General features: G+C 68.8%; 19 protein-coding genes. 12 read left to right on the top strand and 7 right to left on the bottom strand.

The features are described from left to right. The first annotated feature begins 10 nt into the window (after window positions 1-10). From KHC19_RS03125 to KHC19_RS03170, 10 genes are all read left to right on the top strand, one after another. On the top strand, window positions 11-784 hold the full coding sequence (locus KHC19_RS03125) for an enoyl-CoA hydratase (protein WP_213350541.1): 774 nt from the start codon (window positions 11-13) through the stop codon (window positions 782-784). Window positions 785-937: 153 nt separating this feature from the next. Further along, entirely contained in the window at window positions 938-1,204 is a 267-nt protein-coding gene (rpsT, locus tag KHC19_RS03130) for a 30S ribosomal protein S20 (RefSeq protein WP_213350542.1), read from the top strand. 1,059 nt (window positions 1,205-2,263) lie between these two features. Next, on the top strand, window positions 2,264-3,766 hold the full coding sequence (gene dnaA / locus KHC19_RS03135; protein ID WP_213350543.1) for a chromosomal replication initiator protein DnaA: 1,503 nt from the start codon (window positions 2,264-2,266) through the stop codon (window positions 3,764-3,766). Between the two features lie 204 nt (window positions 3,767-3,970). Beyond that, window positions 3,971-5,089 carry a DNA polymerase III subunit beta gene (gene dnaN / locus KHC19_RS03140; protein ID WP_213350544.1) on the top strand — a complete coding sequence of 373 codons (1,119 nt, stop codon included), beginning with the start codon at window positions 3,971-3,973 and terminating at the stop codon, window positions 5,087-5,089. Further along, window positions 5,086-6,243: a DNA replication/repair protein RecF gene (gene recF, locus KHC19_RS03145; protein ID WP_213350545.1), complete on the top strand. Its 1,158-nt coding sequence runs from the start codon at window positions 5,086-5,088 to the stop codon at window positions 6,241-6,243. Before dnaN ends, recF begins: the two co-directional genes overlap by 4 nt. A 73-nt stretch (window positions 6,244-6,316) precedes the next feature. Further along, entirely contained in the window at window positions 6,317-6,931 is a 615-nt protein-coding gene (locus KHC19_RS03150) for a LysE family translocator (RefSeq protein ID WP_213350546.1), read from the top strand. 60 nt (window positions 6,932-6,991) lie between these two features. After that, window positions 6,992-9,418: a DNA topoisomerase (ATP-hydrolyzing) subunit B gene (gene gyrB / locus KHC19_RS03155; protein WP_213350547.1), complete on the top strand. Its 2,427-nt coding sequence runs from the start codon at window positions 6,992-6,994 to the stop codon at window positions 9,416-9,418. Between the two features lie 465 nt (window positions 9,419-9,883). After that, window positions 9,884-10,267 (top strand): DUF6152 family protein, encoded by a 384-nt coding sequence (locus KHC19_RS03160; protein ID WP_213350548.1) that lies wholly within the window; start codon window positions 9,884-9,886, stop codon window positions 10,265-10,267. A gap of 14 nt (window positions 10,268-10,281) precedes the next feature. Continuing rightward, window positions 10,282-10,752, top strand: coding sequence for a DUF6644 family protein (locus KHC19_RS03165; RefSeq protein ID WP_213350549.1), 471 nt, complete (start codon window positions 10,282-10,284; stop codon window positions 10,750-10,752). Between the two features lie 97 nt (window positions 10,753-10,849). Continuing rightward, complete coding sequence (locus KHC19_RS03170) at window positions 10,850-12,544, top strand: thiamine pyrophosphate-binding protein (protein ID WP_213350550.1); 1,695 nt, start codon at window positions 10,850-10,852, stop codon at window positions 12,542-12,544. 125 nt (window positions 12,545-12,669) lie between these two features. Here KHC19_RS03170 and KHC19_RS03175 read toward each other — a convergent pair whose 3' ends face one another. The 3 genes from KHC19_RS03175 to KHC19_RS03185 all read right to left on the bottom strand — a co-directional run bounded on the left by KHC19_RS03175 (window position 12,670) and on the right by KHC19_RS03185 (window position 16,373). Next, window positions 12,670-13,122, bottom strand: a complete 453-nt coding sequence (locus KHC19_RS03175) for a CVNH domain-containing protein (protein WP_213350551.1) — start codon at window positions 13,120-13,122, stop codon at window positions 12,670-12,672. 629 nt (window positions 13,123-13,751) lie between these two features. Further along, a complete protein-coding gene (locus KHC19_RS03180) occupies window positions 13,752-15,410 on the bottom strand; it encodes a lysine--tRNA ligase (RefSeq protein ID WP_213350552.1) in 1,659 nt (552 codons plus the stop codon). Between the two features lie 204 nt (window positions 15,411-15,614). After that, complete coding sequence (locus tag KHC19_RS03185; protein ID WP_343207638.1) at window positions 15,615-16,373, bottom strand: ABC transporter substrate-binding protein; 759 nt, start codon at window positions 16,371-16,373, stop codon at window positions 15,615-15,617. 300 nt (window positions 16,374-16,673) lie between these two features. Here KHC19_RS03185 and KHC19_RS03190 point away from each other — a divergent pair, with 300 nt between their 5' ends. Then, a complete protein-coding gene (locus KHC19_RS03190; protein WP_246548121.1) occupies window positions 16,674-18,734 on the top strand; it encodes a glycosyltransferase in 2,061 nt (686 codons plus the stop codon). A 2,217-nt stretch (window positions 18,735-20,951) separates the two neighbouring features. Here the strand turns inward: KHC19_RS03190 and KHC19_RS03195 are convergent. Continuing rightward, window positions 20,952-21,542: an SCO family protein gene (locus KHC19_RS03195; protein ID WP_213350554.1), complete on the bottom strand. Its 591-nt coding sequence runs from the start codon at window positions 21,540-21,542 to the stop codon at window positions 20,952-20,954. Between the two features lie 87 nt (window positions 21,543-21,629). Then, a complete protein-coding gene (locus KHC19_RS03200; RefSeq protein ID WP_213351065.1) occupies window positions 21,630-21,899 on the bottom strand; it encodes a hypothetical protein in 270 nt (89 codons plus the stop codon). A gap of 99 nt (window positions 21,900-21,998) precedes the next feature. On the opposite strand from KHC19_RS03200, the gene KHC19_RS03205 reads away from it, so the two are divergent. Next, complete coding sequence (locus tag KHC19_RS03205; RefSeq protein ID WP_213350555.1) at window positions 21,999-24,140, top strand: putative bifunctional diguanylate cyclase/phosphodiesterase; 2,142 nt, start codon at window positions 21,999-22,001, stop codon at window positions 24,138-24,140. Between the two features lie 44 nt (window positions 24,141-24,184). Here the strand turns inward: KHC19_RS03205 and KHC19_RS03210 are convergent, their stop codons facing one another. Both KHC19_RS03210 and KHC19_RS03215 read right to left on the bottom strand, forming a co-directional pair. Further along, a complete protein-coding gene (locus KHC19_RS03210) occupies window positions 24,185-25,324 on the bottom strand; it encodes an ABC transporter ATP-binding protein (RefSeq protein WP_213350556.1) in 1,140 nt (379 codons plus the stop codon). Between the two features lie 23 nt (window positions 25,325-25,347). Continuing rightward, window positions 25,348-26,139, bottom strand: coding sequence for an ABC transporter permease (locus KHC19_RS03215; protein ID WP_213350557.1), 792 nt, complete (start codon window positions 26,137-26,139; stop codon window positions 25,348-25,350). Window positions 26,140-26,144: the final 5 nt, after the last annotated feature.

The following is a 26,144-nucleotide window of genomic DNA, read 5'->3' on the forward strand; positions in this document are numbered from 1 at the left end:
CGACGAGCCAATGGGTTACGAGAACATCCTGGTCGAGACCAACGGGCGCGTCGGCGTCATCACCCTCCATCGCCCCAAGGCGCTGAACGCGCTCAATTCGGCATTGATCGCCGAGCTGAACCGGGCGCTGGACGGTTTCGAGACCGATGCCGGCATCAGCACGGTCATTCTCACCGGCTCGGAACGCGCCTTCGCCGCCGGCGCGGATATCAAGGAAATGCAAGGACTTGGCTTTCCCGGCACCTATTCCGACGATTTCATCACCTCCTGGGAACGACTGTCGCGCTTCCGCAAGCCGGCGATTGCCGCGGTAGCGGGATACGCTTTGGGCGGCGGCTGCGAGCTCGCCATGATGTGCGACATCCTGCTCGCCGCCGACAATGCCCGCTTCGGCCAGCCGGAGATCCAGCTCGGCATCATCCCCGGCGCCGGCGGCTCGCAGCGCCTCACCCGCGCGGTCGGCAAGGCGAAGGCGATGGAAATGTGCCTGACAGGACGGACACTTACCGCCAGCGAAGCCGATATGTACGGCCTCGTCTCGCGGGTGGTCCCGCTGGCGGACCTGCCGGCCGAGGCGATGAAGGTCGCCGAGACCATCGCCAATCTTTCCCTGCCCTCGGTGATGATGGCGAAGGAGAGTGTCAACCGGGCCTTCGAGACGACGCTCAGCGAGGGCATCCGATTCGAGCGCCGGCTGTTCCAGGCCCTGTTCGCCACGCTCGACCAGAAGGAAGGCATGGGCGCCTTCGCCGAGAAGCGCAGCCCGAACTTTAACAACCGGTGAAGAGCCCCCGCCGCTATTGACGCCGCGGCGCCCCCCGACTATAAGCCCGCCACTCACGCGGGCCCTCCCATGGAGCGCCCGCTTCCCTTTTGTCACACGACATTCCTGCCGGCACGGCTTGCGCTGAACCGGCGAGATCGAAGAGGACGGCCGATGGCCAATACGCCCTCCGCCAAGAAGGCGGCTCGCAAGATTGCGCGTCGTACCGAGGTCAATGCGAGCCGTCGCTCGCGCATGCGCACCTTCGTCCGCAAGGTCGAGGAAGCTCTGGCGGCCGGCGACGGCGCCGCTGCCGCGGTGGCCCTGAAGGCCGCCGAGCCGGAGATCATGCGCGCGGCGCAGAAGGGTGTCCTCCACAAGAGCACCGCTTCGCGCAAGGTGTCGCGCCTGACCCTGCGTCTGGCCAAGCTCAGCGCCTGATCGCACCGATACGCGCCTATCCGCACAAGAACAGAAAGCCCGGCTCCGTGCCGGGCTTTCTGCGTTGGCGCGACCGCCGGCCCGCCCGCCTCGGCGCGGCAGGCGATCCGTCACATCAACGACACAGATGGAAACGGAGCGCGACCGCGCCACATTCCAGCCTTGACTCCGATCCCGGCCTAACGCAGCGCAAGCTCTGTCGCAAGCGCCGGAAACCGTTAACGGGCGCACAAATATTCGGGTGATAAATCAACAGCTTGAATGCCACGCTCCGCACACCGCCGAGAATCGCCTCCGCCGGGCCGGCTCCATCGGGCGCGATCAAAAAAAACCTGCTCCGGCCCGATTCGCGCCGCCTTCCTGAATCTTCCAGAGGAGTCAGAGATTTGCCGACTAGCAGTCGGACGCGGTCGGTGCCGGCGAACCGAATCGACCACCCGCGACGGCATCGGGACGGCCAAGAGCGTTGCGCGAGAGAGCCCCCCTGTGTATGGTCTCTTCATCCGGCGAGGCTGGATATCTCAGCGAAAAGTTGAGTTTTTGAACTACTCATTGCACGTGAGGAGGAGGATGATATGTCACCCATAATATCCACCTGCTTCACGTATATAGAGTACGCCGGAACCGACGGAGGCTATTGTCGCATGACTTCGACCTTCCGTCGGAATTCTAGTAGCGTTGGTATATAGCGTCACCTGAAACAAATAAACGTCAACAGGGACGGCAATGCACTTGCCGCGAAGGGGCTCTTATGTTCACGCGAATGGGCGCGTTTGATATGACGCGCACAGGATCTGCCGGCCGCGCCAGTCGGCCTCGGGGAATGTCCAACGGCCACGATCTGCCGAACGACCCTCTGGCATCCTGTTCATTCGCCCTGCCCCCCTGTTCCGGGCCGCCGGCCTGATCCGGTGACGCCGCCGCCCTGACGGCCGCGTATCATCCGACCTGTCATCGTCACCGTCGCGCTCGTCGCGCGTCCGCGCATCGTCTTGATGCAGGCGGGACGCGCCGCCGGCCGGTGCCTCCAATAACCCGCCAAAAAGCAGCGGAGCCTTCATGTTCAAAGCCAGCATCGCCGAGACGACGATTTCCGATTCCCTCTCCGCCCGCCGGGGTGACGAAGCGGAGGCCGACGGCTTCGATGGAGACCCCCGCAGCCTGTGGGACCGGGTCCGCCGCCGCCTGCGCGCGGAGATCGGGGAAGAGGTCTATCTCAGCTGGTTCGCGCGTGTGGAGCTCGACGGCATTTTCAGCGAGACCGTGCGGCTTTCGGTGCCGACGCGCTTCCTGAAGAACTGGATCCAGCAGCACTATATCGATCGCCTCACCAGCCTGTGGCGTGAGGAGATTTCCGGCTCGCGCGTCGAGCTGTCGGTGCGCACCGCCGTCCTGCGCGGCCCCGGCCAGACCCCGATGATCGTCCGCAGCGAGCCTTCCGTCTCGCCGCGCCAGCCCGCCGAGGCCAAGCCGGCGGCGACCGTGACGCTCGCCGCTCCGGTCTCGACGCCCGACCTCGGCACCGGCTCGCCGCTCGATGCCCGGCTGACCTTCGGCACCTATCGGCTCGGCAGCTCGAACCGGCTCGCCCACGCCGCCGCGCTGAAGGTCGCACAGGCCCCCGCCGGCGGGCCCGCGGTGTTCAACCCGCTTTATCTCCATGCCGCCGTCGGCCTCGGCAAGACGCATCTGCTGCAGGCCATCGTGGCCGCCGGCGCCGAGCGCGGCCGCCGGGTCGTCTATCTCACCGCGGAACGCTTCATGTACGGCTTCATCGCCGCGCTGAAGAGCCAGTCTGCTCTTGCCTTCAAGGAGCAGGTCCGCGAGATCGACACGCTGGTGATCGACGACCTGCAATTCCTGCAGGGCAAGAGCGTGCAGCAGGAATTCTGTCACACCCTCAATTCCCTGATGGATTCCGGCCGGCAGATCGTCATCGCCGCCGACCGGCCGCCGTCCGAGCTCGACGCGCTGGAGGAGCGGGTGCGCTCGCGCCTCGCCGGCGGCCTCGTGGTGGAGATCGACCCGCTCGACGAGGATCTGCGGCTGGAGATCCTGGCGTCCCGCGTCGCCGCCCTGGCCCAGCAGCATCCGGGCTTCAGCGTGCCGCAGGACGTGCTGCAGTTCATCGCCCGCAATTGCGGCCAGAACGGCCGCGATCTCGACGGCGCGCTGAACCGCCTGCTGGCGCATAACCAGCTGACCTCCCGCGCCATCACGCTGGAAATGGCGGAAGAGGCGGTGCGCGACCTCGTGCGCTCCTCCGAGCCGAAGCGGGTACGGGTCGACGACATCCTGCGCGTGGTCGCCAAGCACTACAACGTCACCCGCGCCGACATCCTCTCGCAGCGCCGCACCGCCAATGTGGTGAAGCCGCGCCAGATCGCGATGTATCTCGCCAAGATGCTGACCTTGCGCTCTCTGCCGGAGATCGGCCGGCGCTTCGGTGGGCGCGACCACACCACCGTGCTGCATGCGGTGCGCAAGATCGAAGGGCTGGTCGGCAGCGACAGCGCGCTCGCCAGCGAGGTCGAGACGCTGAAGCGGCTGGTCAGCGAATAATCGGCCGCCGGGAGCGCTCGCTTATCCCCACGAAATCGCCGCACTGCGGCATGGTGGGCTTGTATTGCCGGAGGTCTGGCGGCAATGTCGTCAGCCCGGCGGCGCGCCTGCGCCGCTCGCCGGGGCGCGATGTGAGGCAGCGCCCGCTTCATTCCGCGCCCTGGGAAGTCCCTCCCCTTTCCGAAAGCCACGGGTGTCGCGGCCATGAAGGTCACCGTCGAGCGGGCCGAGCTCCTCAAGTCTCTCGCCCATGTCCACCGGGTCGTCGAGCGGCGCAATACCATTCCGATCCTGGCGAACGTGCTGATGCGCACCGATGCGCGCGGCCTTGCCCTGCGCGCCACCGACCTCGACATCGAGGTGGTGGAGACCATTCCCGCCGAGGTCGGCCAGGAAGGCGCCACCACGGTTCCCGCCCACACCATCTACGAGATCGTGCGCAAGCTGCCCGAGGGCGCGCAGGTGCAGATCGAGACCTCCGGCGATCGCGGCACGCTCACCGTGCGGGCCGGCCGCTCGCGCTTCCAGCTGCAGACGCTGCCGGAGACCGAGTTCCCGGACCTCGCCGCCGGCGAGATGAGCCATCGCTTCACCCTGTCGGCCGGCGAGCTCAAGCGCCTCGTCGACAAGACGCAGTTCGCCATCTCGACCGAAGAGACCCGCTATTATCTGAACGGCATCTATTTCCACGTCGCCGATGCCGGCGGCACCCCGGTGCTGCGCGCGGTCGCCACCGATGGCCATCGCCTCGCCCAGGCCCAGACCGAAGCTCCGGCCGGTGCTGCGGGCATGCCCGGCATCATCGTGCCGCGCAAGGCCGTGGCCGAGATCCAGCGCCTCGCCGAGAATGGCGATGCGGAAGTCACCTTCGAGCTGTCCACCGCCAAGATCCGCGTCTCGCTCGACCGGGTGGTGCTGACCTCGAAGCTGATCGACGGTACCTTCCCGGACTATGGCCGGGTCATCCCACTCAACAACGACAAGACGCTGGTGGTCGAGAAGGCGGATTTCGCCGCCGCGGTCGACCGCGTCTCCACGGTGGCCAGCGAGCGCGGCCGGGCGGTGAAACTCTCCATCGCCGACGGCAAGCTCACCCTTTCGGTCACCAACCCGGATTCCGGCAGCGCCACCGAGGAGATCGAGGTCGAGTACGCGGCCGAAGCGATCGACATCGGCTTCAACAGCCGGTACCTCCTCGACATTACCGGCCAGATCGAAGGCACTACGGCGGAGCTGAAATTCGCCGATCCCGGCTCGCCGACGCTGGTCCAGGATCCCGAGCGGCGCGGCGCGCTTTATGTGCTGATGCCGATGCGCGTGTGAGCCCGCCCGCCACGCGCATCACCCGCCTGCGCCTGACGCGGTTCCGCAGCTATGAGGTCGCCGAGCTGCGCTCCGAGGCCGATACGCTGGTGCTGATCGGGCCGAACGGAGCCGGCAAGACCAACGTTCTGGAGGCCGTCTCGCTGCTCGCGCCCGGGCGCGGCTTGCGGCGTGCCGCGCTCGACCAGTTTGCTCACCGCGAGGACGGCGTGCCGGCGGAAGGCTGGGCGGTCTCGGCGACGCTGGACGGCCCCTATGGCGACGTCACGCTCGGCACCGGGCAGGAGCCGGACCCCAGCGGGGAGATACGGACGCGGCGCTGCCGCATCGATGGCGCCCCGGTAGGCTCGGCGACCGCCTTTGCCGATTATGTGCGGGTGATCTGGCTGACACCGGAGATGGACGGCCTGTTCACCGGACCGCCCTCCGAACGTCGCCGCTTCCTCGATCGGCTGGTGCTCAGCGTCGATGCGGAGCATGGCGCGCGGGTCAATGCGCTGGAGCGGGCGCTGCGTTCGCGCAACCGCCTGCTGGAGGAGCCGCGCACGGACGCCCGCTATCTCGACGCCGTGGAACAGGAGCTTGCGGCCCTCTCGGTGGCCGTCGCGGCGGCTCGGCTGGAAACGGTGCGCCGCCTCGATGCCGGCATTGCCGCCGGGCGCGACGAGGCCTCCGCCTTTCCCTGGGCCACGCTGCAGCTCGACGGCGAGATCGAGCGCGAGCTTGCCCACCTGTCGGCGACCCAGGTGGAGGACGGCTATCGCGGCCTCCTGCGCGACAATCGCCCCCGCGACCGCGCGGCGGGCCGGACGCTGGAAGGCGCGCACCTGTCCGACCTGATGGTCGGCCATGGCCCGAAGGCGATGCCGGCCTCGCAGGGCTCCACGGGCGAGCAGAAGGCCCTGCTGATCGGCCTCATCCTTGCCCATGCCCGGCTGGTAGCCGAGATGGCCGGCATGAGCCCGGTGATGCTGCTCGACGACGTCGTCGCCTATCTCGACCCCGGCCGCCGCGAGGCGTTGTTCGCCACGCTCAGGACACTCGGCGGCCAGGTATGGATGACCGGTGCCGACCCCGCCGCGTTCGCGGCCCTGCCGCCGGAAGCCATGCGGTTTTCGGTCAGCCCCGGCCATGTGCATCCGGCCCCGGCATGAGGCGTCCAACACGTTGAGCTGATTAAACTATTTAATCCCTTGACCTTTCGCGCGCACGCGCGCACGAAGAGCCATGGATTTATTGGGACTGTTCGTCTTCGCTGCCGCCCTTGCGCTGGCCGCTGCCTCGCCGGGCCCCAGCGTGATCGCCCTGGTGGCGCGGACATTGGCCTATGGCCGTCAGGGCGTGGCCCCTCTGGTTGTCGGCATCATTCTCGGCGACATGGTGTGGCTGGCGGCGGCGGCATTGGGCCTGGCCGCCCTGGCGGCCGCCCTCGGCTCGCTGTTCGTGCTGGTACGGCTGGCGGCGGCGCTCTACCTGCTGTTCCTCGCCTGGAAGCTGTGGACGGCGCCAGCCCATGCCATCGCCGCAACGCCCCCCAAGCCGACCGGCTCGCGCGTCGGCCTGTTCTTCACCGGGCTCGGCATGACGCTCGGCAACCCCAAGGCCATGGCCTTCTACCTGGCGCTGCTGCCGACGCTGATCGATCTCAATCGACTGACATTGCTGGCCTTTTCCGAGATGTGCGCGATCATCGCGCTGGTGCTGGCGCTGGTGTTCGGCACCTATGTCGGGCTCGCCCAGCGGGCGCGTGGCATGGTGGCGAGCCGCCGGGCGATCCAGCTGATCAACCGCGCCTGCGGCACGGCCATGGCCGGCGCCGCGGTGATGGTGGCCACGAAATAGGCGCGCGATTGCGCTACAAAGACTCCTGAGCAATTTCAACGATTCGAAGAGCTGACAGCCATGGCCGATACCGATTCCGCCCCGACTCCCGAAGAGTACGGCGCGCAGTCCATCCAGGTCCTCAAGGGACTGGACGCGGTGCGCAAGCGGCCGGGCATGTATATCGGCGACACCGACGATGGTTCGGGTCTGCACCACATGGTATACGAGGTGGTTGACAACGCCATCGACGAAGCATTGGCGGGCTATGCGACCGAAGTGACCGTCACGTTGAACGCCGATGGCTCGGTGACGGTGACGGATAACGGCCGTGGCATTCCGACGGATATTCACCCGGAAGAAGGCGTCTCGGCCGCGCAAGTCATCATGACGCAGCTTCACGCCGGCGGGAAGTTCAACCAGAACTCCTACAAGGTTTCCGGCGGCCTTCACGGCGTCGGCGTCTCCGTGGTCAACGCGCTCTCTACTTTGCTTGACCTGACGATCTGGCGCAATGGCTACGAATATACCATGCGCTTCCGCCATGGAGATGCTGAGGAAGACCTGAAGCAGGTCGGCCCAGCGCCGGAAGGCCGACGCGGCACGCGCGTCACGTTCCTCCCCTCGCCGGAAACCTTCACCCGGATCGAATTCGACTACGCGACACTGGAACACCGGCTGCGGGAACTTGCGTTCCTGAATTCCGGCGTGAAGATCATCCTGACCGACGCCCGCCACGCGGAAATCAAGCGCGAGGAGATGATGTACGAGGGCGGCGTCGAAGCCTTCGTTCAGTATCTCGACCGTTCCAAGCAGGCCCTGCTGCCGAAGCCGGTGGTGATTCGCGCCGAGAAGGACGGCATTACCGTCGAATGCGCGCTGTCCTGGAACGACAGCTACCATGAAAACGTGCTGTGCTTCACCAACAACATCCCGCAGCGTGACCGCGGCACGCATTTTACCGGCTTCGCGGCAGCCCTGACCCGGCAGATCATCGGCTATTCCGAGCGATCGGGTATCGCCAAGAAGGAAAAGGTCGACCCGACCGGCGAGGATTGCCGCGAAGGGCTCACCGCCGTGCTGTCGGTGAAGGTGCCCGATCCGAAATTCTCCTCGCAGACCAAGGACAAGCTGGTGTCCTCCGAGGTGCGTCCCGTGGTGGAGACGCTGGTCAACGACGCGCTGAACAACTGGCTGGAAGAAAACCCCGCCGAGGCGAAATCGGTGGTCGGCAAGGTGGTGGAGGCCGCCGCGGCCCGCGAGGCGGCGCGCAAGGCGCGCGAACTCACCCGCCGCAAGAACCCGCTCGATGTCGCCTCCCTGCCGGGCAAGCTCGCCGATTGCCAGGAAAGAGACCCGGCAAAATCCGAGCTGTTCATCGTCGAGGGCGACTCGGCAGGCGGCTCGGCCAAGATGGGCCGCAACCGGGCCTTCCAGGCTATTCTTCCCCTGCGAGGCAAGATCCTCAATGTCGAGCGGGCGCGCTTCGACAAGATGCTGTCTTCCGACCAGGTTGGCACGTTGATCACGGCGCTGGGCACCGGAATCGGCCGCGACGACTTCAATGTCGAGAAGCTGCGCTATCACAAGATTATCATCATGACCGACGCGGATGTCGACGGCTCGCACATCCGCACCCTGCTGCTGACCTTCTTCTTCCGCCAGATGCCGGAATTGCTGGAGCGCGGGCATATCTACATCGCCCAGCCGCCGCTCTACAAAGTGACCCGCGGCAAGTCCGAGCAATATCTCAAGGACGAGCGGTCGCTGGAAGACTACCTGATTTCGCAGGGACTTGAGGAGGCCAGCCTCGTCATGGCCAATGGCGAGGTCCGCGCCGGTGCCGACCTGCTCTCGGTCGTGGAGAGCGCCCGCGCCTTCCGCGCCACGCTGCAGGGATTGCATCCGCGCTACAACCGCGCCGTGGTGGAACAGGCGGCACTGGCCGACGCCCTGGCACCCGGCCTGCTTTCCGACGAGGTGCGGGCGGCGAAGGTGGCCGCCGAAGTGGCGCAACGCCTCGACAACATTGCCGAAGATATCGAGCGCGGCTGGAGCGGCGAGGCGGATCCTTCCGGCTTCCACTTCCAGCGCACCGTGCGCGGGGTGAAGGAGGTCGTGCATCTCGACGCCACCTTTGTCGGCTCGGCCGAGGCGCGGCGGCTCGACCAGCTCGTCCGCAACCTCCACGAGGTGCATATGCAGGCGGCGACGCTGCGGCGGCGCAGCACCGAGACGGTGGTGCACGGCCCGATGGACCTGTTCGACGCCATCACCGATGCCGGCCGGAAAGGCGTGTCGCTGCAACGCTATAAAGGTCTCGGCGAGATGAATGCCGAGCAGCTGTGGGAAACCACGCTCGACGTCAATGCCCGCTCGCTGCTGCAGGTGAAGGTGAAGGAGGTCGCCGATGCCGACGACCTGTTCAACCGGCTGATGGGCGACGTGGTGGAGCCGCGCCGCGAATTCATCCAGGACAATGCGCTGCGCGCCAGCGTAGACGTCTAGTCTTCATGCGGGGACCGCAAGTCCTCGCAGGCCTCTCCCGGCTCGCCGTCCGTCGTCTCGGCCCGAAATCCGTGCCCGGGAAAATGTTCGGCTACATCCTGCAAGATGAGCCCCGTCCGGTGCCACAGGCGCCGGGCGTCCGGTGAGGTGTAGCATGCGGCCGGTTTCCGGCCGTTCGGGCCGGAAAGACCGATGCTGCCGCTTCCGCCCTCGCGTAGGATGGGATGAAGGATGCGGCCGATCGCGGGCCGGTCGGTACGAAAGCGCGACGCCCGCTTCCCCGCCGCGTCGTGTCCGGTGAGGTGTATGGTGCGGCCGATGCCGTCGGTCAGGCCGATCCGCCCCTCCCCTCGGCCGAGCGACGGCCGGAGGCCCGCTGGCGCGATTGTGAGAGAAGGGGCGGTCGCCTTCCCTGCCATTCGCGACTTACCCTTGCGTCAGGCTTGTTTGCGACAGGAGGCCTCCATGCTCCGTTCGGCTCCCGCTCTCATCGTCACCTGCGCGCTCGCGCTGGGCGCTGCCGCTCCCGCCCTCGCCCATCACGGCTGGTCCTGGGCGGAGGGCGAGAAGATGACGCTCACCGGCACCATCCGCTCCATTTCCATGGCGCCGCCGCATCCGACCCTGCAGGTCGCCGCCCAGGACGGCACCGTGTGGCGGGTCGACCTCGGCAATCCCCGGCAGACGGAGGCGTCCGGCTTCCGTGCCGACACCGCCAAGCCGGGCGACGCCGTCACCGTGCTCGGCAACCGCTCGCGCGACCATGCCCAGGCGCATATGAAGGCGGTGCGCCTCACCATCGCCGGCAAGAACTACGACATGTATCCCGAGCGGATCGGCGACGGCTGACGCCGCGGCGCGCCATGGACCTTGTCGCGGTGCTGGCGAGCTGGCCGGGAGCGCGGTGGCTGCACGGATCGGGCACCGCCTATCTCTTCGTCAATGCCGCGCACATCCTCGGCATCGGGCTGCTGCTCGGCGCGGTGCTGCCGCTCGATGCCCGGCTGCTCGGCCTGACGCGCGCCATCCCGGCGGCGCTGCTGGTGCCCTTCCTCTCCCGCGCCGCCATGCTGGGGGTGGGGCTCGCGCTGGCGACCGGGCTCTGGCTGTTCACGGTGCGGCCGGCCGAATATCTCGGCAACGCCGCCTTCCTCGCAAAGATGGGCCTGCTGGCACTGGCGCTCGCCAATATTGGCTGGCAGCACGCCAGCGGCGGCTATCGCCGGCTCCTCGCCGGCGCGGAGCCGACGCCGGGCGTGAAGCTGCGCGCCCTCGCCTCGATGGGGCTGTGGCTCGGCGTGCTGCTGGCCGGGCGGTGGATCGGCTTTCTCTAGCCGCGCGCAAAGAGTGGAGCGTCGCCCGCGCCCAGTTCACCGCCGCGCGCTCCCGCGATAGGCTGCGCCCGCCCCTCCCGTCGCGAGTGCCCGCTCCATGCCCGACATCGCTTCCACCCCGCCCGCCCGCTCCGGCGCCCGCCTGCTCGTCGACGCGCTCGTCGCCCACGGCGTCACCCGCGCCTTCGGCGTGCCGGGCGAGAGCTATCTCGACGTGCTCGACGCCATGTCGGACACCGAGATCGACTTCGTCGTGTGCCGGCAGGAGGGTGGCGCGGCGATGATGGCGGAAGCCGCGGGCAAGCTAACCGGCCGGCCGGGCATCTGCTTCGTCACCCGCGGGCCGGGCGCCACCAACGCCTCCGCCGGCGTGCATGTCGCGCAGCAGGATTCGACGCCGATGCTGCTGTTCGTCGGCCAGATCGGCCGGGCGATGCGCGGACGCGAGGCGTTCCAGGAGGTCGATTACCGCGCGGTGTTCGGCACGCTCGCCAAATGGGCGGTGGAGATCGACGAGGCCGCGCGCATCCCGGAGATCATCGCCCGCGCCTTCCGCATGGCGACGCAGGGCCGGCCCGGGCCGGTGGTGATCGCGCTGCCCGAGGACATGCTGGCCGACACGGTCGAGGTGCCGGACGCGCCGGCCTTCGAGCCGGCCGAGACCTGGCCGGGCCTCACCGACATGATGCGGCTGCAGAAGCTGCTGTGGAACGCCGAGCGGCCGATCCTCATGCTCGGCGGCAGCCGCTGGAGCGAGAAGGCCATCGCCAGCGTGAAGCGCTTCGCCGCGCGCTTCGACCTGCCGGTCTGCGTCAGCTTCCGCCGGCAGATGCTGTTTCCCGCCGACCATGCCTGCTATGCCGGCGATGTCGGGCTCGGCATCAACCCCAAGCTGGTGGCGCGCTTGAGGGCGGCCGACCTCGTCATCCTCGCCGGCGGGCGGCTGGGCGAGGTGCCCTCGCAGGGCTATTCGCTGTTCCCCATTCCCGATCCCGGCGTCGACATCGTGCATGTGCATGCCGATGCCGACGAGCTCGGCCGGGTGTTCCAGCCCGCGCTCGCCATCAACGCCTCGCCGCAGGCCTTCGCCGCGGCGCTGGAAGGCGTGCAGCCGCCGCAGGCGATCCGCTGGAGCGGCTGGCGGGAGGAGGCGCGGGCCGACTTCCGCGCCTGGAGCGACCAGCCGCCGGCCAATCCCGGCGCGGTGCAGATGGCGACGCTGGTGCATTGGCTGCGGGCGCTGCCGGCGGACACCGCGATCTGCAACGGCGCGGGGAACTTCGCCACCTGGGTGCATCGCTTCCACCATTTCCGCGCCCATGGCAGCCAGCTGGCCCCGACCTCGGGCTCGATGGGCTACGGCTTCCCGGCGGCGATCGCCGCCCGGCGGACCCATCCCGAACGGCTCGCCGTGGCGGTGTGCGGCGACGGCGACTTCCTGATGACCGGGCAGGAACTCGCCACCGCCGTGCAGCACGAGATCCCGGTGCTGGCGGTGGTGATCGACAACGGCATGTACGGCACCATCCGCATGCACCAGGAACGGGAATTCCCGACGCGGGTGTTCGGCACCTCGCTGGTGAACCCCGATTTCGCCGCCTATGCCAGGGCTTTCGGGGCCTTCGGGGCGCGGGTGGAGCGCGACGACCTGCTGGTGCCGGCGCTCGACGCGGCGCTGGCCTCCGGCCGGCCGGCGGTGGTGCATGTGCTGCTCGACCCGGAAGCGATCACCCCCACCACGACGCTGACCGCCCTGAGGGAGAAGGCGCTGGGGGACCGCTCGCTGAGCTGAACCGGGGGCGGGCACGCCCCGCACCCGCAAGGGGACGGCGGGAGCCGCTCGCCAGTCGATATCGACCGGCGGCATTCCGGCGGTCGGGCGTTGGCGGTCGGGGTAATGCCTTTCCGCGGTGATAATCAGCGGCAGGTGAGCCGGCCATCGACATTGGCGATGTCGCGGCCGGTGCACCAGCTGGCCGCCGTGGTGGCGTCGACCCAGCGGCCCTTCATGTCCTGGCAGCTCGCCTTGAGCCAGCCCGCCGACATGCGCACATCGCGGCAGGTGCCCATATAGGAGCCCTGCGGCGAACGCTCGCCGAAGCCGGAGGAACCGGAAGAACCCGGCTTGCAGACGAGGCGGCCATCCTCGTTGGAGATGTCGTTGCCGGGCGCGCACCAGGAGATCGCCAGCGTGGCCTCGACCCAGCGCCCCGAACGGTCGCGGCAGGAGGCGCGAAGCCAGCCGGCGACATTGCGAACATCCTGGCAGGATTGCTGATAGCTGCCCGGCGGCACCGATTGGGCGCTCGCCGCCCCGGCAACACAGAACAGCGTACACGCCGCCGCGACGGCTCCCCCAAAGCGCGACATAGTTCTCCTCATCCGGCCCATCCGGCGGCAGGCTAGTATCCGGCATCAATGGGCGGCAAGGTCGGCTCGCGCCGCAGTACCGGTTCTCCACCAGCGGATCGGCGCGCCATATGCCGAAGCCGGAACACCGTCACGACACCGCCGAGCCTGTCCGCGGGAGCGAAGGCGATACCGGGATGCCGATCCGGCGGCGCGCGTCGCAGCAGTTGCTCTTCCACCGACTCCCCGATCCGTATGCCGAGCCGGAACATCCTTCCGGCACCGCAGCACCGCCGGGCCCGCTCCCGGCAGGCGAGCCGATAGCGGGACGCCGGCGGGTAGCCCAAATCGCGGCTGCGGCTCTCCATCGAAGGGCGCCGCGCCGCATGCCAAAACCGATACATCGTCACGGAACGCCACACCGCCGAGCATCCTTCGGGCCAGCGAGCCGGCAGCGGCGCGTCGGCGGAGGCTACATCGCGGCAGCGGCTCTTCATCGATGGGCGCCGCGGCGCATGCCGAGACCGACACATCGTCACGGAACGCCGCACCGCCAAGCCCGCCGGACAGCGAAGGCGGGACGCCGATCCGGCGCCCCATAGCGGCCGGCCGCAGGCACTCCCGCGTGCCGGACGCAGAGGCCGCCGTCGCTACGCCGCGCCCCTCGCCAGCTCGCCGGACAATGCCCGGGCGATCAGCGCCCGCGTCTCCGGGATGCCATAGGCCGCGACGAAGGTGCCGAAGCGCGGCCCTTCCTTCTCGCCGAGCAGCAACTCGTACAGCGCGCTGAACCAGGCGAAGGAGACGCCCGGCCCGCCATCGGGACCCTTGCGCTTGAGGTCCTGATAGCGCGGCACCGGACGGGCGACGTCGAGCACCGCGTTCTGGATCGCCTCGCGGTCGGTGCCGTCGAGCGGCGCCAGCGCGGCGTCGAGGCGGGCGAGCGCATCGGCCTCCACCTCGTCGGCCAGGCGGAAGACGCGGCGCGGCTTCACCCGGTCGATGAAATAGCGCACCGCATAGCCGGCGAGCGCGTCCATATGCGGATGGGTTTCCACCGTCACGCCGGGCGCATAGCGGCTGATCATCCGCCACAGCACGCCCTTGTCCTCGGCGTTGGAGGCCGAGGCGAGCTTGAGCAGCAGGCCGAAGGAGAGCGGCAGGTCGATCGCCGGCGGGTTGCCGGAATGGATGTGCCACACCGGGTTGCCGAGCCGGTTCTTCCAGTCCTGCGTCGGGTAGCGGGCGAGGAAGCCGTAATATTCGTCGACCGCCTTGGGAATGACGTCGAAATGCAGCTTCTTCGCCGAGCGCGGCGACTGGAACATGTAGAGCGCCAGGCTCTCCGGGCTGGCATAGGTGAGCCACTCGTCGATGGTCAGGCCATTGCCCTTCGACTTCGAGATCTTCTGGCCGATCTCGTCGAGGAACAGCTCATAGACGAAATGCTCCGGCGCCACGCCGCCAAGGATCTCGCAGATGCGGTCATAGATCGGCGCGTTGGTCTGGTGGTCCTTGCCGAACATCTCGAAATCGACGTCGAGCGCCGCCCAGCGGGCGCCGAAATCCGGCTTCCACTGCAGCTTCACCTGGCCGCCGGTGACGGGAAGCGTCTTGTCCACCCCGTCCTCGTCGGTGAAGGTGATGGTGCCGGCCTTGGCGTCCACTGCCTTCAAGGGCACGTAGAGCACGCGCCCGGAGGTCGGCGAGATCGGCAGGAAGGGCGAATAGGTCGCCTGCCGCTCCTCCCCGAGGGTGGGCAGCATTACCTCCATGATGGCGTCGTACTTCTCGGCGGCCTTGAGCAGCACCGCGTCGAGCTTGCCCGACTTGTAGTAGTCGGTCGCCGAGGCGAACTCGTATTCGAAGCCGAACGTGTCGAGGAAGCGGCGCAGCATGGCGTTGTTGTGGTCGCCGAAGCTGGCATAGCCGCCGCCGAACGGGTTGGGCACCACGGTGAGCGGCATCTGCAGATAGGGCTTCAGCGCGGCGGGATCCGGCACGTTGTCCGGGATCTTGCGCATGCCGTCCATATCGTCGGAGAAGCACAGCAGCCGCGTCGGAATCCTGCCTTCGGTGAGCACATGGAAGGCGTGGCGCACCATGGTGGTGCGCGCCACCTCGCCGAAGGTGCCGATATGCGGCAGGCCGGACGGGCCGTAGCCGGTCTCGAACAGGACCTCGGCCTTGGGTTTCCGCGTCAGGCGCTCGACGATCTTGCGGGCTTCCTCGAACGGCCAGGCGCCGGCGGTCTCCGCCAGCGTACGCAGTTCGGCAGCAAAATCCTCGACCGGAGCGGTCGCCGTCATGATGGGTCTCTCCCGACCTTGAAAGAATGGGCGCGGACACTAGGCAGTCGCACCCGCAGCGTCAATCGAAGCGCACCTCCCCAACCGGGTTCTTGCATCGATGTTCGCTTTATGTTCTCATCGCGTCAAGCGGATGGGGAGGCCGGGGTGACGCTTTTGGTGCTTTTCGCGATGGCGGCGCCGTGGTGGAGGCGGGCGACCGCTTCAATAGACGCCGATGGGGAACCAGCGCAGATAGAGATCGACATAGGCGCCGTTCTCCCAGATCTGCGCCAGCGCATAGTTCAGCGACTGGCGCAGCGCATCGTCGCCGCGCCGCACCGCGATGCCCATGCCCTCGCCGAAATAGAGGCTCTCGGTGAACGGCCCGCCGGCGAAGGCGCAGCAGGCCTCCGAGGACGACCCGTTGAGCCAGAAGGCAAGCTGCACGCCGTCGCCGAAGACGAGATCCACCTCGCGTCGGAGCAGGGCGGCGCGCGCCTCCTCCGGCGTCGGATAGGAGCGGATGGCGGCCTCCGCGAAGAAATCGCGCAGATAGGCCTCATGCGCGGTGCCGGCGACGACGCCGACCGTCTTCGACGCCACGAGGTCGGGAGTGACCGCCGGGAGGACATCCGCCTTGCGGGCGACGAAACGGGCGGGCGAGCGGAAATAGCGATCGGAAAAATCGACCGCCTCGCGGCTGGCGGGGGAAATGGCGAGGCCGGCGATGGCGGCGTCCGCCTTGCCGCCGGCCAGCGCCTCGGTCAGCGCCTCGAAGGGGACCACCTCCAGCGAGCAGGTGATGGCGAGCTCGGAGCAGATGGCGCGGGCGAGGTCGATATTGAAGCCGGCCGGGCGCCCGTCCTCGCCGCGAAAGCTGAAGGGCGGGTAGTCCTCGGTGGTGACGAAGCGGATCTGCACCGGCACGCGGGTGACATCCGGCTTCTCCGGCTGGCGCCGGGGATCCCAGAAACCCGGCACCGGGACGTCAGGAGCCGTCCGGGCGGAACCGGATGCGGCAGCCGGCGGCGAAGCGGATGCCGGCGGGGTGGGGGAGCGTTGCGCCTCCTGCGCCGCCGCGCCGGCGAGCCCGCCCGCGGCCGCACAAGCCACGAGAAGCGCGGCCGCAAGGCCACAGACACTGGATTTCCACGTCGCGTCTGGCAACTGGCGCCTCTAATCCGCTCCGGTCGATTGAAGACCGATCCCGATCTTGTAGCGTCTTCGCGGGGCTAGGGCGAGGGGCGGCACGGCGTGGACGGGAGTGCGGCGGAGCAGGGGATGGCGAACGCGACGGGGCCGGCGGCAGGTGCCGCGGCGGCCCTGATCGCGGCCCGGATCATGGTGGAGGCGGACGAAGGGCCTGCCGGGGAACCTGTCGGCGGGCCGTTTGGCGGATATCCGGCCGGATATCCCGAAAGCCTTGCCGGAGGGCCCGCCGCGCCGCTCTTCACAGCGGACGCCGAAGAGGATGTCGACCTGCCGGTCGAGATCGCCGGGCTCGCCGGCCAGCTGCCGAAAGCACGGCTGGAGGCGGCGCGGGAGCGCGCGGCCCGCCTCGGCATCGGCGCCGACGAGGTGCTGCTCGCCGCCGCCGCGGCGACGCCGGACCGTCTCGCCGCCGCCGTCGCGACCCGGCTCGGCCTCGCGACGGAGCCGCTCGACGCGGATACTCCCGTCACCGTGCCTTCACCCGGGACGTTGCACGGCATGATGCGCAGCGGCCTGTTGCGCCAGCCCGACGGCACTCTCGTCACCGCCGAGCGCGGCCTGCGGCTGCGCCGTCTCGCCGCGGCGCTGGAAGCGCGGCCGGAGCTGCGCCTCCGCCTGCGGCTGACCACGCCGGAACGGCTGGCGGAACTGGTGCGCCGGCGCTTCGCCGAACCGCTCGGCCGGCTCGCGGCATTCTCGCTGCGCGACGAGAAGCCGGAACAGAGCGCGGCGACGCTCGGCCTCTCGCGCCACCTCCTGGTGCTCGGCGCGCTCACCTGCGTGGTGCTCGCCGGCCTGGCGCTGATCTCGCCGGCGCTGCTGCTGATCGGCCCGGTGCTGCTCGTCTCGCTGCTGCTGCTCGGCTGGTCGTGCCTGCGGCTGGTCGCCTCGACCCAGACGCCGGAAGTCGCGCCCCCGCCGCCACGCGACGATGCCGGCCTGCCGGCCTACAGCCTGATCGTCCCGCTCTACCGCGAGGCGCGGGTGGTGCCGCAGCTGATCGAGGCGCTCGCCGCGCTGGACTACCCGCTCGAGAAGCTGCAGGTGCTGCTGGTGATCGAGCCCGACGACGGCGAGACCGCCGCGGCGCTGGCGCGCCATGCCGCCCGCCCCGGCTTCGACATCCTCACCGCCCCCGATGTCGGGCCCCGCACCAAGCCGAAGGCGCTGAACGCCGCCCTGCCCTTCGCGCGTGGCGAGATCATCGGCATCTACGATGCAGAGGACGTCCCCGATCCGCAGCAATTGCGGCGGGCCTGCGCCGTCTTCGCCACGCCGGGCAACCGGCGGGTCGGCTGCGTGCAGGCGCGGCTCGCCATCGACAATGTCGCCGACAGCTGGATCACCCGCCAGTTCGCGGCGGAATATGCGGCGCATTTCGACGTGGTGCTGCCGCTGCTCTCCGCCGCCGACCTGCCGCTGCCGCTCGGCGGCACCTCCAATCATTTCCGCCGCGCGGCGCTCGACCGCGTCGGCGCCTGGGACCCTTTCAACGTCGCCGAGGACGCCGATCTCGGCGTGCGGCTCGCCCGCGGCGGCTGGCACACGCGGATCATCGCCTCCACCACCGACGAGGAGGCCCCGCGCACGGCCGGCGCCTGGCTGCGCCAGCGCACCCGCTGGTACAAGGGCTGGATGCAGACCCTGCTGGTGCACGGGCGCACCCCGCGCCGGCTGATCGCCGAGATCGGCTGGAGCGGCATGCTGAGCTTCCTGCTGCTGCTCGGCGGCGGGCTCGTCTCGGCGCTCATGCATCCGGTGTTCGTGCTCGCCCTGGCGCTGCGCTGGAGCCTCGGCGATCCGAGCGGCACCACGCTCGCCAGCCTGCTGCTCGACGGGCTCGGCATTCTCGTGCTGCTCGTCGGCTACGGCGCCACCATGCTCTGCACGGTGGTCGGCATGCGCCATCGCCGGCTGTCCGGGCTGTGGCGGGTATTGCCGCTGATCCCGGTCTACTGGCTGATGCTTTCCATCGCCGGCTGGCGGGCCCTGTTCCAGCTCATCGCCGCGCCGCAGCGCTGGGAGAAGACCGAACACGGCCTGGCCCGCACCTCGCGCCGGCGGCCGGTGCGCCTGCGCGTGCGCCGCGTGCGGACCACGAGGGCGAGACGGCCGGCGCCGTCGGGCTGACACGCCTCGCCGGCCGCTGGGACGGGGAGCCATTCGGGAAGCGGGGCGGGGGGAGCGGATTGCCTGCGCATCGGTCGTACGGAGACAGATCACCGCATTGCGGATGATCGGTGCGGGTCACCGGGATGCGGAGCCCCGGGAGCGGAACGCCGGGAAGCGGACTACCGCACATGGATGGCGACGGCACGCCTTCCACCGGCGGCCGGCCTGTGATGGCTCGCCGCGAGATATCGGACGGGGCGCCCCCGCCAGCATCCCGCCCCGTCGTCGCTCCGGCGGGATGACACCGCTCCCGTTGCCCAGCCGGCACTCCCGTGTCAGCCACCCCGGCACTCTCTCTTCGACACCAACAGAGAAGCCGGTTGGAAGCTGGCAGGGCCTCGTCGCGGGTGAGCCTGGCAGCGTCCGGGCAGGAGGACGCTTGCCAGCGCATCCCGTGCCGCATCCTGTCGCATCCTGCCGTGATCGAGCCGCGACGACGCCGAGCGTCCGTCCTTTGTCGGCCGGGCGGCATCATTGGCTACCGTCGCGCAGCGCGGAGAAGGGAACGCGACTTCCGGGAAGAAGTCGGAGTGCCTGGGCCAGTGAAGGCAGCCGGAGAGGGGGCCGAAGGGGTCGGCGAGGGCGGAGCAGATGTGGGCCACGCCTTCTCCTTCTTCCGATCTGCCCGGTCTTCGTCACTTATGGGATAGCTGGGTGGTTCGCTTCACCCTGAATTGATCGGTCGCCTCGCCCTTGCGAACGTGCCTAAGCCCTGTCACTCGACCGTGCTCGCGGGTCTTGATCCCTTAACAGCTTCGACCCAGCAGACGACCTGCGGCGCTCCCAAATAACGGACATCTCACCGCATCGATGCCCGGAGAAAGCGTGGAGCTTAGGGACGCCTGCTATCCATGACTGGCGGCATGCGCCCTTTCCGCCGAGCCGCCACGGCGTATGAGAATGATCCAACGGTTATCGCCGCGGTCGTCCTGCTCCGCGCGGAACCGCGCGGGCTCCGTCGCGGTGCGGTGTTTGCGGGTCTCGATCCCTCTTGGCAGCTCCGACTCAGCAGACGGTGGCCGTGCCCCCGAAAACATCTCACCGGATCGATGGCCGGAAGCATGCGCCTTCCCGCCGAGCCGGCCCAACAGGGCAGAAGGCTCCAGATGTCATCGCCGCGGGCGTCCTGCCCTGCGGAACTGCGGAAGTCCCGTCGTCCTGCGGGGCTTGCGGGACTCGATCCGCTTGGGCGGCTGCGGCCCATCAATCGGCATGCGACGCTCCCCGACGAGGCGCGCATCTCACCGTAGCGATGCCCAGAGAAGACGCGGAAACTCGTGGGGGACGCCTGCTATCCATGGCCGGAAGCATGCGCCCTTCCGCCGATCCCGCCCGGCCAGGGTGTGACACCCACTACTCATCGCCGCGATCGGCGGGGCATGGGCGTCTGCTTGAGCCCCTTCGTGTGGCGATACTTGCGTGTCTTGCCTCTTATATCCTTGGGCAGCTTTTACCCACCGGACGGCTTGCCGCGCTTCCGAACGCATGCGCGGCGGACCGGCAAGCGGTTTCGGGATAAGCCCGAGCCGAAAGCCGGTGCGGGTTGTGCACCGGCTTCTGCCATCGACCACCGCGAGGATCCGGGCGTTCAATCCTCTCCTGAGACCGCCGATGTCGTTGTCGCCTCGCGGTCCACGTTGCCGCAAACATTCCCTGCGCCGCCGGACGCGCGGACGGGCGCAGGCGAAGGGAAAAGCGATCGGGTGAACGACCGGCCCGCCCTTTCGCCGGGGTGTCGGGCGGCCGGAGCCTGGCTTTCGCCGATCCTGCGGGGGCCGCGGGCGGCAGCATCCCCCGAGCGCGCCGGCGGGTCGCGCTGGAGCAAGCCCGTTGACGATCCGGGGCGCGGCACAGGGGAGATGTCGTCGAGCACCCGTCGATCGGCGGCATGCCGCTTACGGGGTCGATACCCGCTCCGATCCGCTGCTGCAGCCGTGGAGCGTCCACCAATCTGCGCCATGCCTCTTCGTCGAGGTCGTGACACCCGCTCCGGCCCGCTGCGACAGCCGTAAAGCGCCCCCCCCGATCCGCCGCGATACCGCTTCGCCGGGGTCGAGACGCCTGCCCGAGCTCGTTGCGGCTGCCGTGACGCTCCCATCTCTTCCCACGGCACGGACGGTTTCAGGAACCGAGCCGTCCGTGCCGCAGGTTGGAAAGCAGCCGCAGCCGCCGGTTTCAGAAATACGGGCGCAGCGCCGTGGCGGCGTCGGCGGGGGGGCGCTTGAGATCGAAAGGCGCGACGAAGGTGCCGTTCTTGTCCATCAGATAGACGATGGCGGTGTGGTTCATGGTGTAGTCGCCATCCTGCCCCGGCACCTTCTGCGCATAGGCGCGGAACGCCTTGATCGCCGCCGTCACCTGCTCGGGCGTGCCGGTGAGGCCCTGTATGCTCGGGTGGAAGCTGCCGATATAGGACTTCATCACCTCGGGCGTATCGCGCTCGGGATCGACGGTGATGAACAGGCCCTGCACCTTGCGGGCATCCTCACCGAGATATTCGAACAGCTGCGACATCTCGAACAGCGTGGTCGGGCAGATGTCCGGGCAGTGGGTGAAGCCGAAGAAGATGAGGGTCGGCTCGCCCTTGAAGGTCTCCTCATTGACCGGCTGACCGTCCTGGTCGACGAGGGAGAAGGCGCCGCCGACGCTCGCCTGCGTCGCGACCGGCGCCGGCGGCGGCAACAGCGCGAAGACCGAGACGGCGACGGCCGCCGCTCCCACGAGGAAGGCAGCGAGCACGAGAAGCAGGCGACGGCGAGCGGGCATGCACAGTCCACAGATCAAGAGCCAAGGCCGAGGGCGCACCGCCGCCGACCCGCGCGAGCCCGCCCGCCCGAGGCGGCCGGTCCCGCCTCAGAAGCAATAGGCGATGCCGCTGGCAATCAGGTCAAAGAAAACGGCCGAACCGTGGCGCGCCCACAGGCCGATCGCCGCAGCCAGGAGCGCCGCGGCGAGAAGCGCACATCCGATCCGCACGGCCGAAGAAAACCAGTCCCGATTTCGCGGTGCCCCCGCCAGCGCGGGTATCGGCGTCCGCATTTTCTCGCCCATCTGCAGGAACTCCCGCCGGAACTTCGCGCGCCGGTCGGATTTTTTATACCATCCGCGACGCCGCTTCGTCACGGGAGGTCTTGCTCAACAGCTTCTTCACATTTGATCGACTATTGACTTTAGGCTCGCCGCCGTCGTCGATAATGGGCGTTGCGAGGGAGACCGCATCCGATGGCCAAGGCTGGCGCTTCCGACGAACCGAGCCCGCGCGGCCAGGCGCCCCTGGCGCGGCTGTCGCCCTGGGGCGAGGACGCGGACCTGCGCACCTCCCTCGATTTCCTCAGCGACGGCTTCGCCCTGTTCGACGACAATGACCGCCTCGTCATCCACAATGCCCGCTTTCTCGAGCTGTTTCCCTTCCTCTCGGTGCTCGGCGACCTCGAGGGCCTGAACTTCTTCGCGCTCGCCTCGGTCCCCTGCGGCGAATGGAGCCGGGTGGGCGACCCCGACGCCTATGTTGCCGAACGCATGCGCCGCCACCACCTCGCCGATGGCGAGGCCTTCGACATCCCGCTGGAAAACGGCGGCTGGGCCCGGGTGCGCGAACGCCGCACCCCCGCCGGCGGCATCGTCTCCACCTGGACCGACATCAGCGAGCTCAAGACCGTCGAGCAGAAGCTGCGCGACGCCATCAACGGCATCGGCGAGGGCTTCGTGCTGCTCGATCCCAACGGATCGATCATCCTCGCCAACGCCTCGATGAACCGCCTCTTCGCCACGGCGGACGTGACGCTGCGGAATGGAGGGCGCTTCGGCACCGCCATAGAGACCGCGCAGCAGGCCGGCCTGTTCGGTCCCGGCACCAGCCCCGAGACACTCGCCCTTCTCGCCGGCAGCGCCGACAGCGATGCCGAGCCGCGGGTGGAGATCGAGCTCGGCAACGGCTCCTGGCTGCTCGCCGGCCACCGGCGCATGGAGGATGGCTGCCTCGCCGCCATCTGGACCGACGTCACCGTGCAGAAGCGCCGCGAGCAGGAGCTCATCGAGGCGCGGGCGCAGCTCGAGCAGCAGGCCGCCGCGCTCGCCGACTTCGCCCGGCTGGTGTCGCGGCAGGCCCGCAGCGACGCCCTGACCGGGCTACCCAACCGCTTCGCGCTGGAAGAGCGCCTCGACCTGCTGCTCACCGAGGAAACCCAGCCGGAACTCTGGCTGAGCTTCATCGACATCGACCACTTCAAGACCGTCAACGACCTGGTCGGCCATGCCGCCGGCGACCGGCTGCTCATCGACTTCGCCCAGTTCCTGCGCAGCCAGATGCGCGCCGACGACCTGATCGTCCGCATCGGCGGCGACAGTTTCGCGGTGCTGCTGATCGACCTCGACGAGACCGAGGCGCAGCGCATCGCCTCGCGCATCGCCACCGCCGCCCGCAGCCATCCGTTCCTGATCGACGGGCACAGCTTCGCGCTCAGCGTCAGCATCGGCCTCGCACGCGCCGGCGGGCCGGGTTCCTCGGCGAGCGCCCTGCTGGTGCGCGCCGATACCGCCTGCTGCGTGGCCAAGGAATCCGGCCGCGACCGGGTGCAGATCTACGACACCGGCGACCCCAAGGTCTCCGACACCCATGACCGGACCGGCTGGGCGGAGCGGATCCGCAGCGCGCTCGAACTCGACCGGCTCATCCTCGAATTGCAGGCCATCGTCGACGCGGAGGGCGAGACGCTCGGCTATGAGGCGCTGATCCGGCTCGGCGACGACGAGGGCGAGGTGCACGGCCCCGGCCATTTCCTGCCCGCCGCCCGCCGGCTGGGCCTGATGCGGCGGATCGACAGCTGGGTGTGCCGGCGCGCCGTCTCCTATGCCGCCCGCCTGCAGCGGCGTGGCGTGGCGCGCTATATTTCGGTCAATATCGGCGCGCGCACCCTCGCCGATCCCGGCTTCCAGAAGGAGCTGGTGCAGCTGCTGGACCTGCATCCCGGCTGCGAGCCGGCGCTGCGGGTCGAGATCACCGAGACCGAGGCCGTGCACAGCCTCAACGAGATCACCGAGTTCCTCGCGCTGCTGCGTGGGCGCGGCATCCGCACCTATCTCGACGATTTCGGCAATGGCTACAATTCCTTCGACTCGCTCAAGCAGCTGCCGGTCGACGGCATCAAGATCGACTGGCGCGTCACCCGCGACCTGCTGGAAGACCCGATCGACGAGGCGCTGATGAAGGCGGCGATCTCCATCGCCCATTCGCTCGACCTCGAGCTCGTCGCCGAAGGCGTGGAGACCGACGCCCAGCTCGGCAAGCTGCGCGAGCTCGGCGTCACGAAATATCAGGGCTTCTATTTCCATCGCCCGCAGGTGGCCGAGGCGACCCTCGGCTGACGCCGCGCGCGCCGATCCTCTCCTTCGGGCGCGTCACTCCCGCATCACTCCGAGGCGTCGAGCAGCACCGCCTCGCCGAGATCGAAGGCCAGCGCCAGCGGCGCGCCGACCGGGGCGCCGGCCACGATGTCGGAGCCGGTCACCCGCGTCTCGACCAGGCCGATCCCCTCCACCACCACGCGGGTGATGGTGTGCGAGCCCTGGTAGATGTGGGCGTCCACCTTGCCGGTGACGATGTTCGGCCCGGCCTCGCCGGGCGCGGCCGGGCGCACATGCTCCGGCCGCAGGAAGGCGCGCACCTGCCGGCCCGGCGCGAAGCCGGCGGCGGGCATCGCCGGGAAGACCAGCGGACCGGCGCCGGGCAGCACCAGCGACGCGATGCCGTCCTTCACCTCGCAGCGGCCCGGCGGCAGGGCGTTGATCTCGCCGATGAAGGAGGCGACGAAGCCGTTGGCCGGCTGGCGGTAGAGCTCGATCGGCGTCGCGACCTGCTGCACCGAGCCCTTGTTCATCACCACGATGCGGTCGGAGAGCGACAGCGCCTCGCCCTGGTCGTGGGTGACGAAGATGGTGGTGAGCCCGGTCTTGCGGTGCAGCTCGGAGAGCTCGACCTGCATCTGGGCGCGCAGGTTCTTGTCGAGCGCCGAGAGCGGCTCGTCGAGCAGGAGCACCTTGGGCCGGATGACGATGGCGCGGGCCAGCGCCACGCGTTGCTGCTGGCCGCCGGACAGCTGGCGCACGCGGCGATTCTCGAAGCCGTCGAGCTTCATCATCGCGATGGCGCGGGCGACCTCCTGCTCCACCTGCGCCGCCGGCAGCTTACGCATCTTCAGGCCGAAGGCGATGTTGTCGCGGACGTTCATATGCGGGAACAGCGCATAGGACTGGAACACCATGCCGATGTCGCGCCGGTAGGGCTCGAGACCGGTGATGTCGGCGCCGTCGACGACGATCCTGCCAGCGGTGGGGGTGACGAAGCCGGCGATCATGCCGAGCAGGGTCGACTTGCCGCAGCCGGACGGGCCGAGCAGGGTGACGAACTCGCCCTTGGCGATGGTGAGCGACACGTCGGCGACGCCGACCGCCGCGCCGAAATCCTTGCGCACCCGCACGATGTCGACGGCGCTGCCGGCCTCCGGCGACGGGTTGAAGGTGTTCGCTTGCTGGGTGGGCGTGGCAGTCATGGGATCAGGCGTCTCCGGCAGTTTCAGTGCGTGTCGATGGCGAGGACGCGGCGCAGACCGATGGTGCGGTCGGCCACCAGCATGATGAGCGTGGTGGCGATGATGAGCAGCGCCGAGATCGCCGACACGGTGGGGTCGGCATATTCGCGGATGTAGTTGTACATGGCGACCGGCAGCGTCTGGGTGCGCGAGCCGGTGACATAGAGCGAGGCGGTGAACTCGGTGAGCGACAGCACCGCGGCGATCAGCCAGCCGCCCGCCATGCCCGGCACCACCAGCGGCAGGGTGATCCTTGTGAGCACCTGCCACGGCGAGGCGCCGAGATTGGCGGCGGCGCGCGCCAGCGCCGGGTCGATATTGGCGAGGCTGACATGCACCGCCCGCGTGACGAACGGCATGACCAGCACCATGTGGGCCAGCACGATCATCACATAGCCCTGCTGCAGCCGGAAGGCGCCGCCGAGCAGCAGGAAGCCGAAGCCGAGGGTGAAGTGCGGGATGATCAGCGGCGACCACAGCACGCCTTCCAGCAGGCCGCGGCCGCGGAACTCGTAGTGATGGATCAGCCAGGCGAAGGCGGAGCCGACGATCAGCGCCAGCGTCGAGGCGCAGGCGGTGACGATCAGCCCGTTCTTGAAGGCGAGCTGGAAGTCCGGGTAGCTCACCGCCTTGGCGTACCAGTCGAACGAGACGCCCTGCGGCGGGAAGGCGAGGATCTCGGTGGGGTTCACCGAGGTCATCAGCACGACGATGGTCGGCAGCGTCATATAGGTCAGCAGCGCGACCACCAGGCTCCAGAAGGCGAAAGAGCGCATCGGCT

This window comes from Ancylobacter oerskovii, assembly GCF_018390555.1.
In the GTDB taxonomy this organism is placed as follows: domain Bacteria; phylum Pseudomonadota; class Alphaproteobacteria; order Rhizobiales; family Xanthobacteraceae; genus Ancylobacter; species Ancylobacter oerskovii.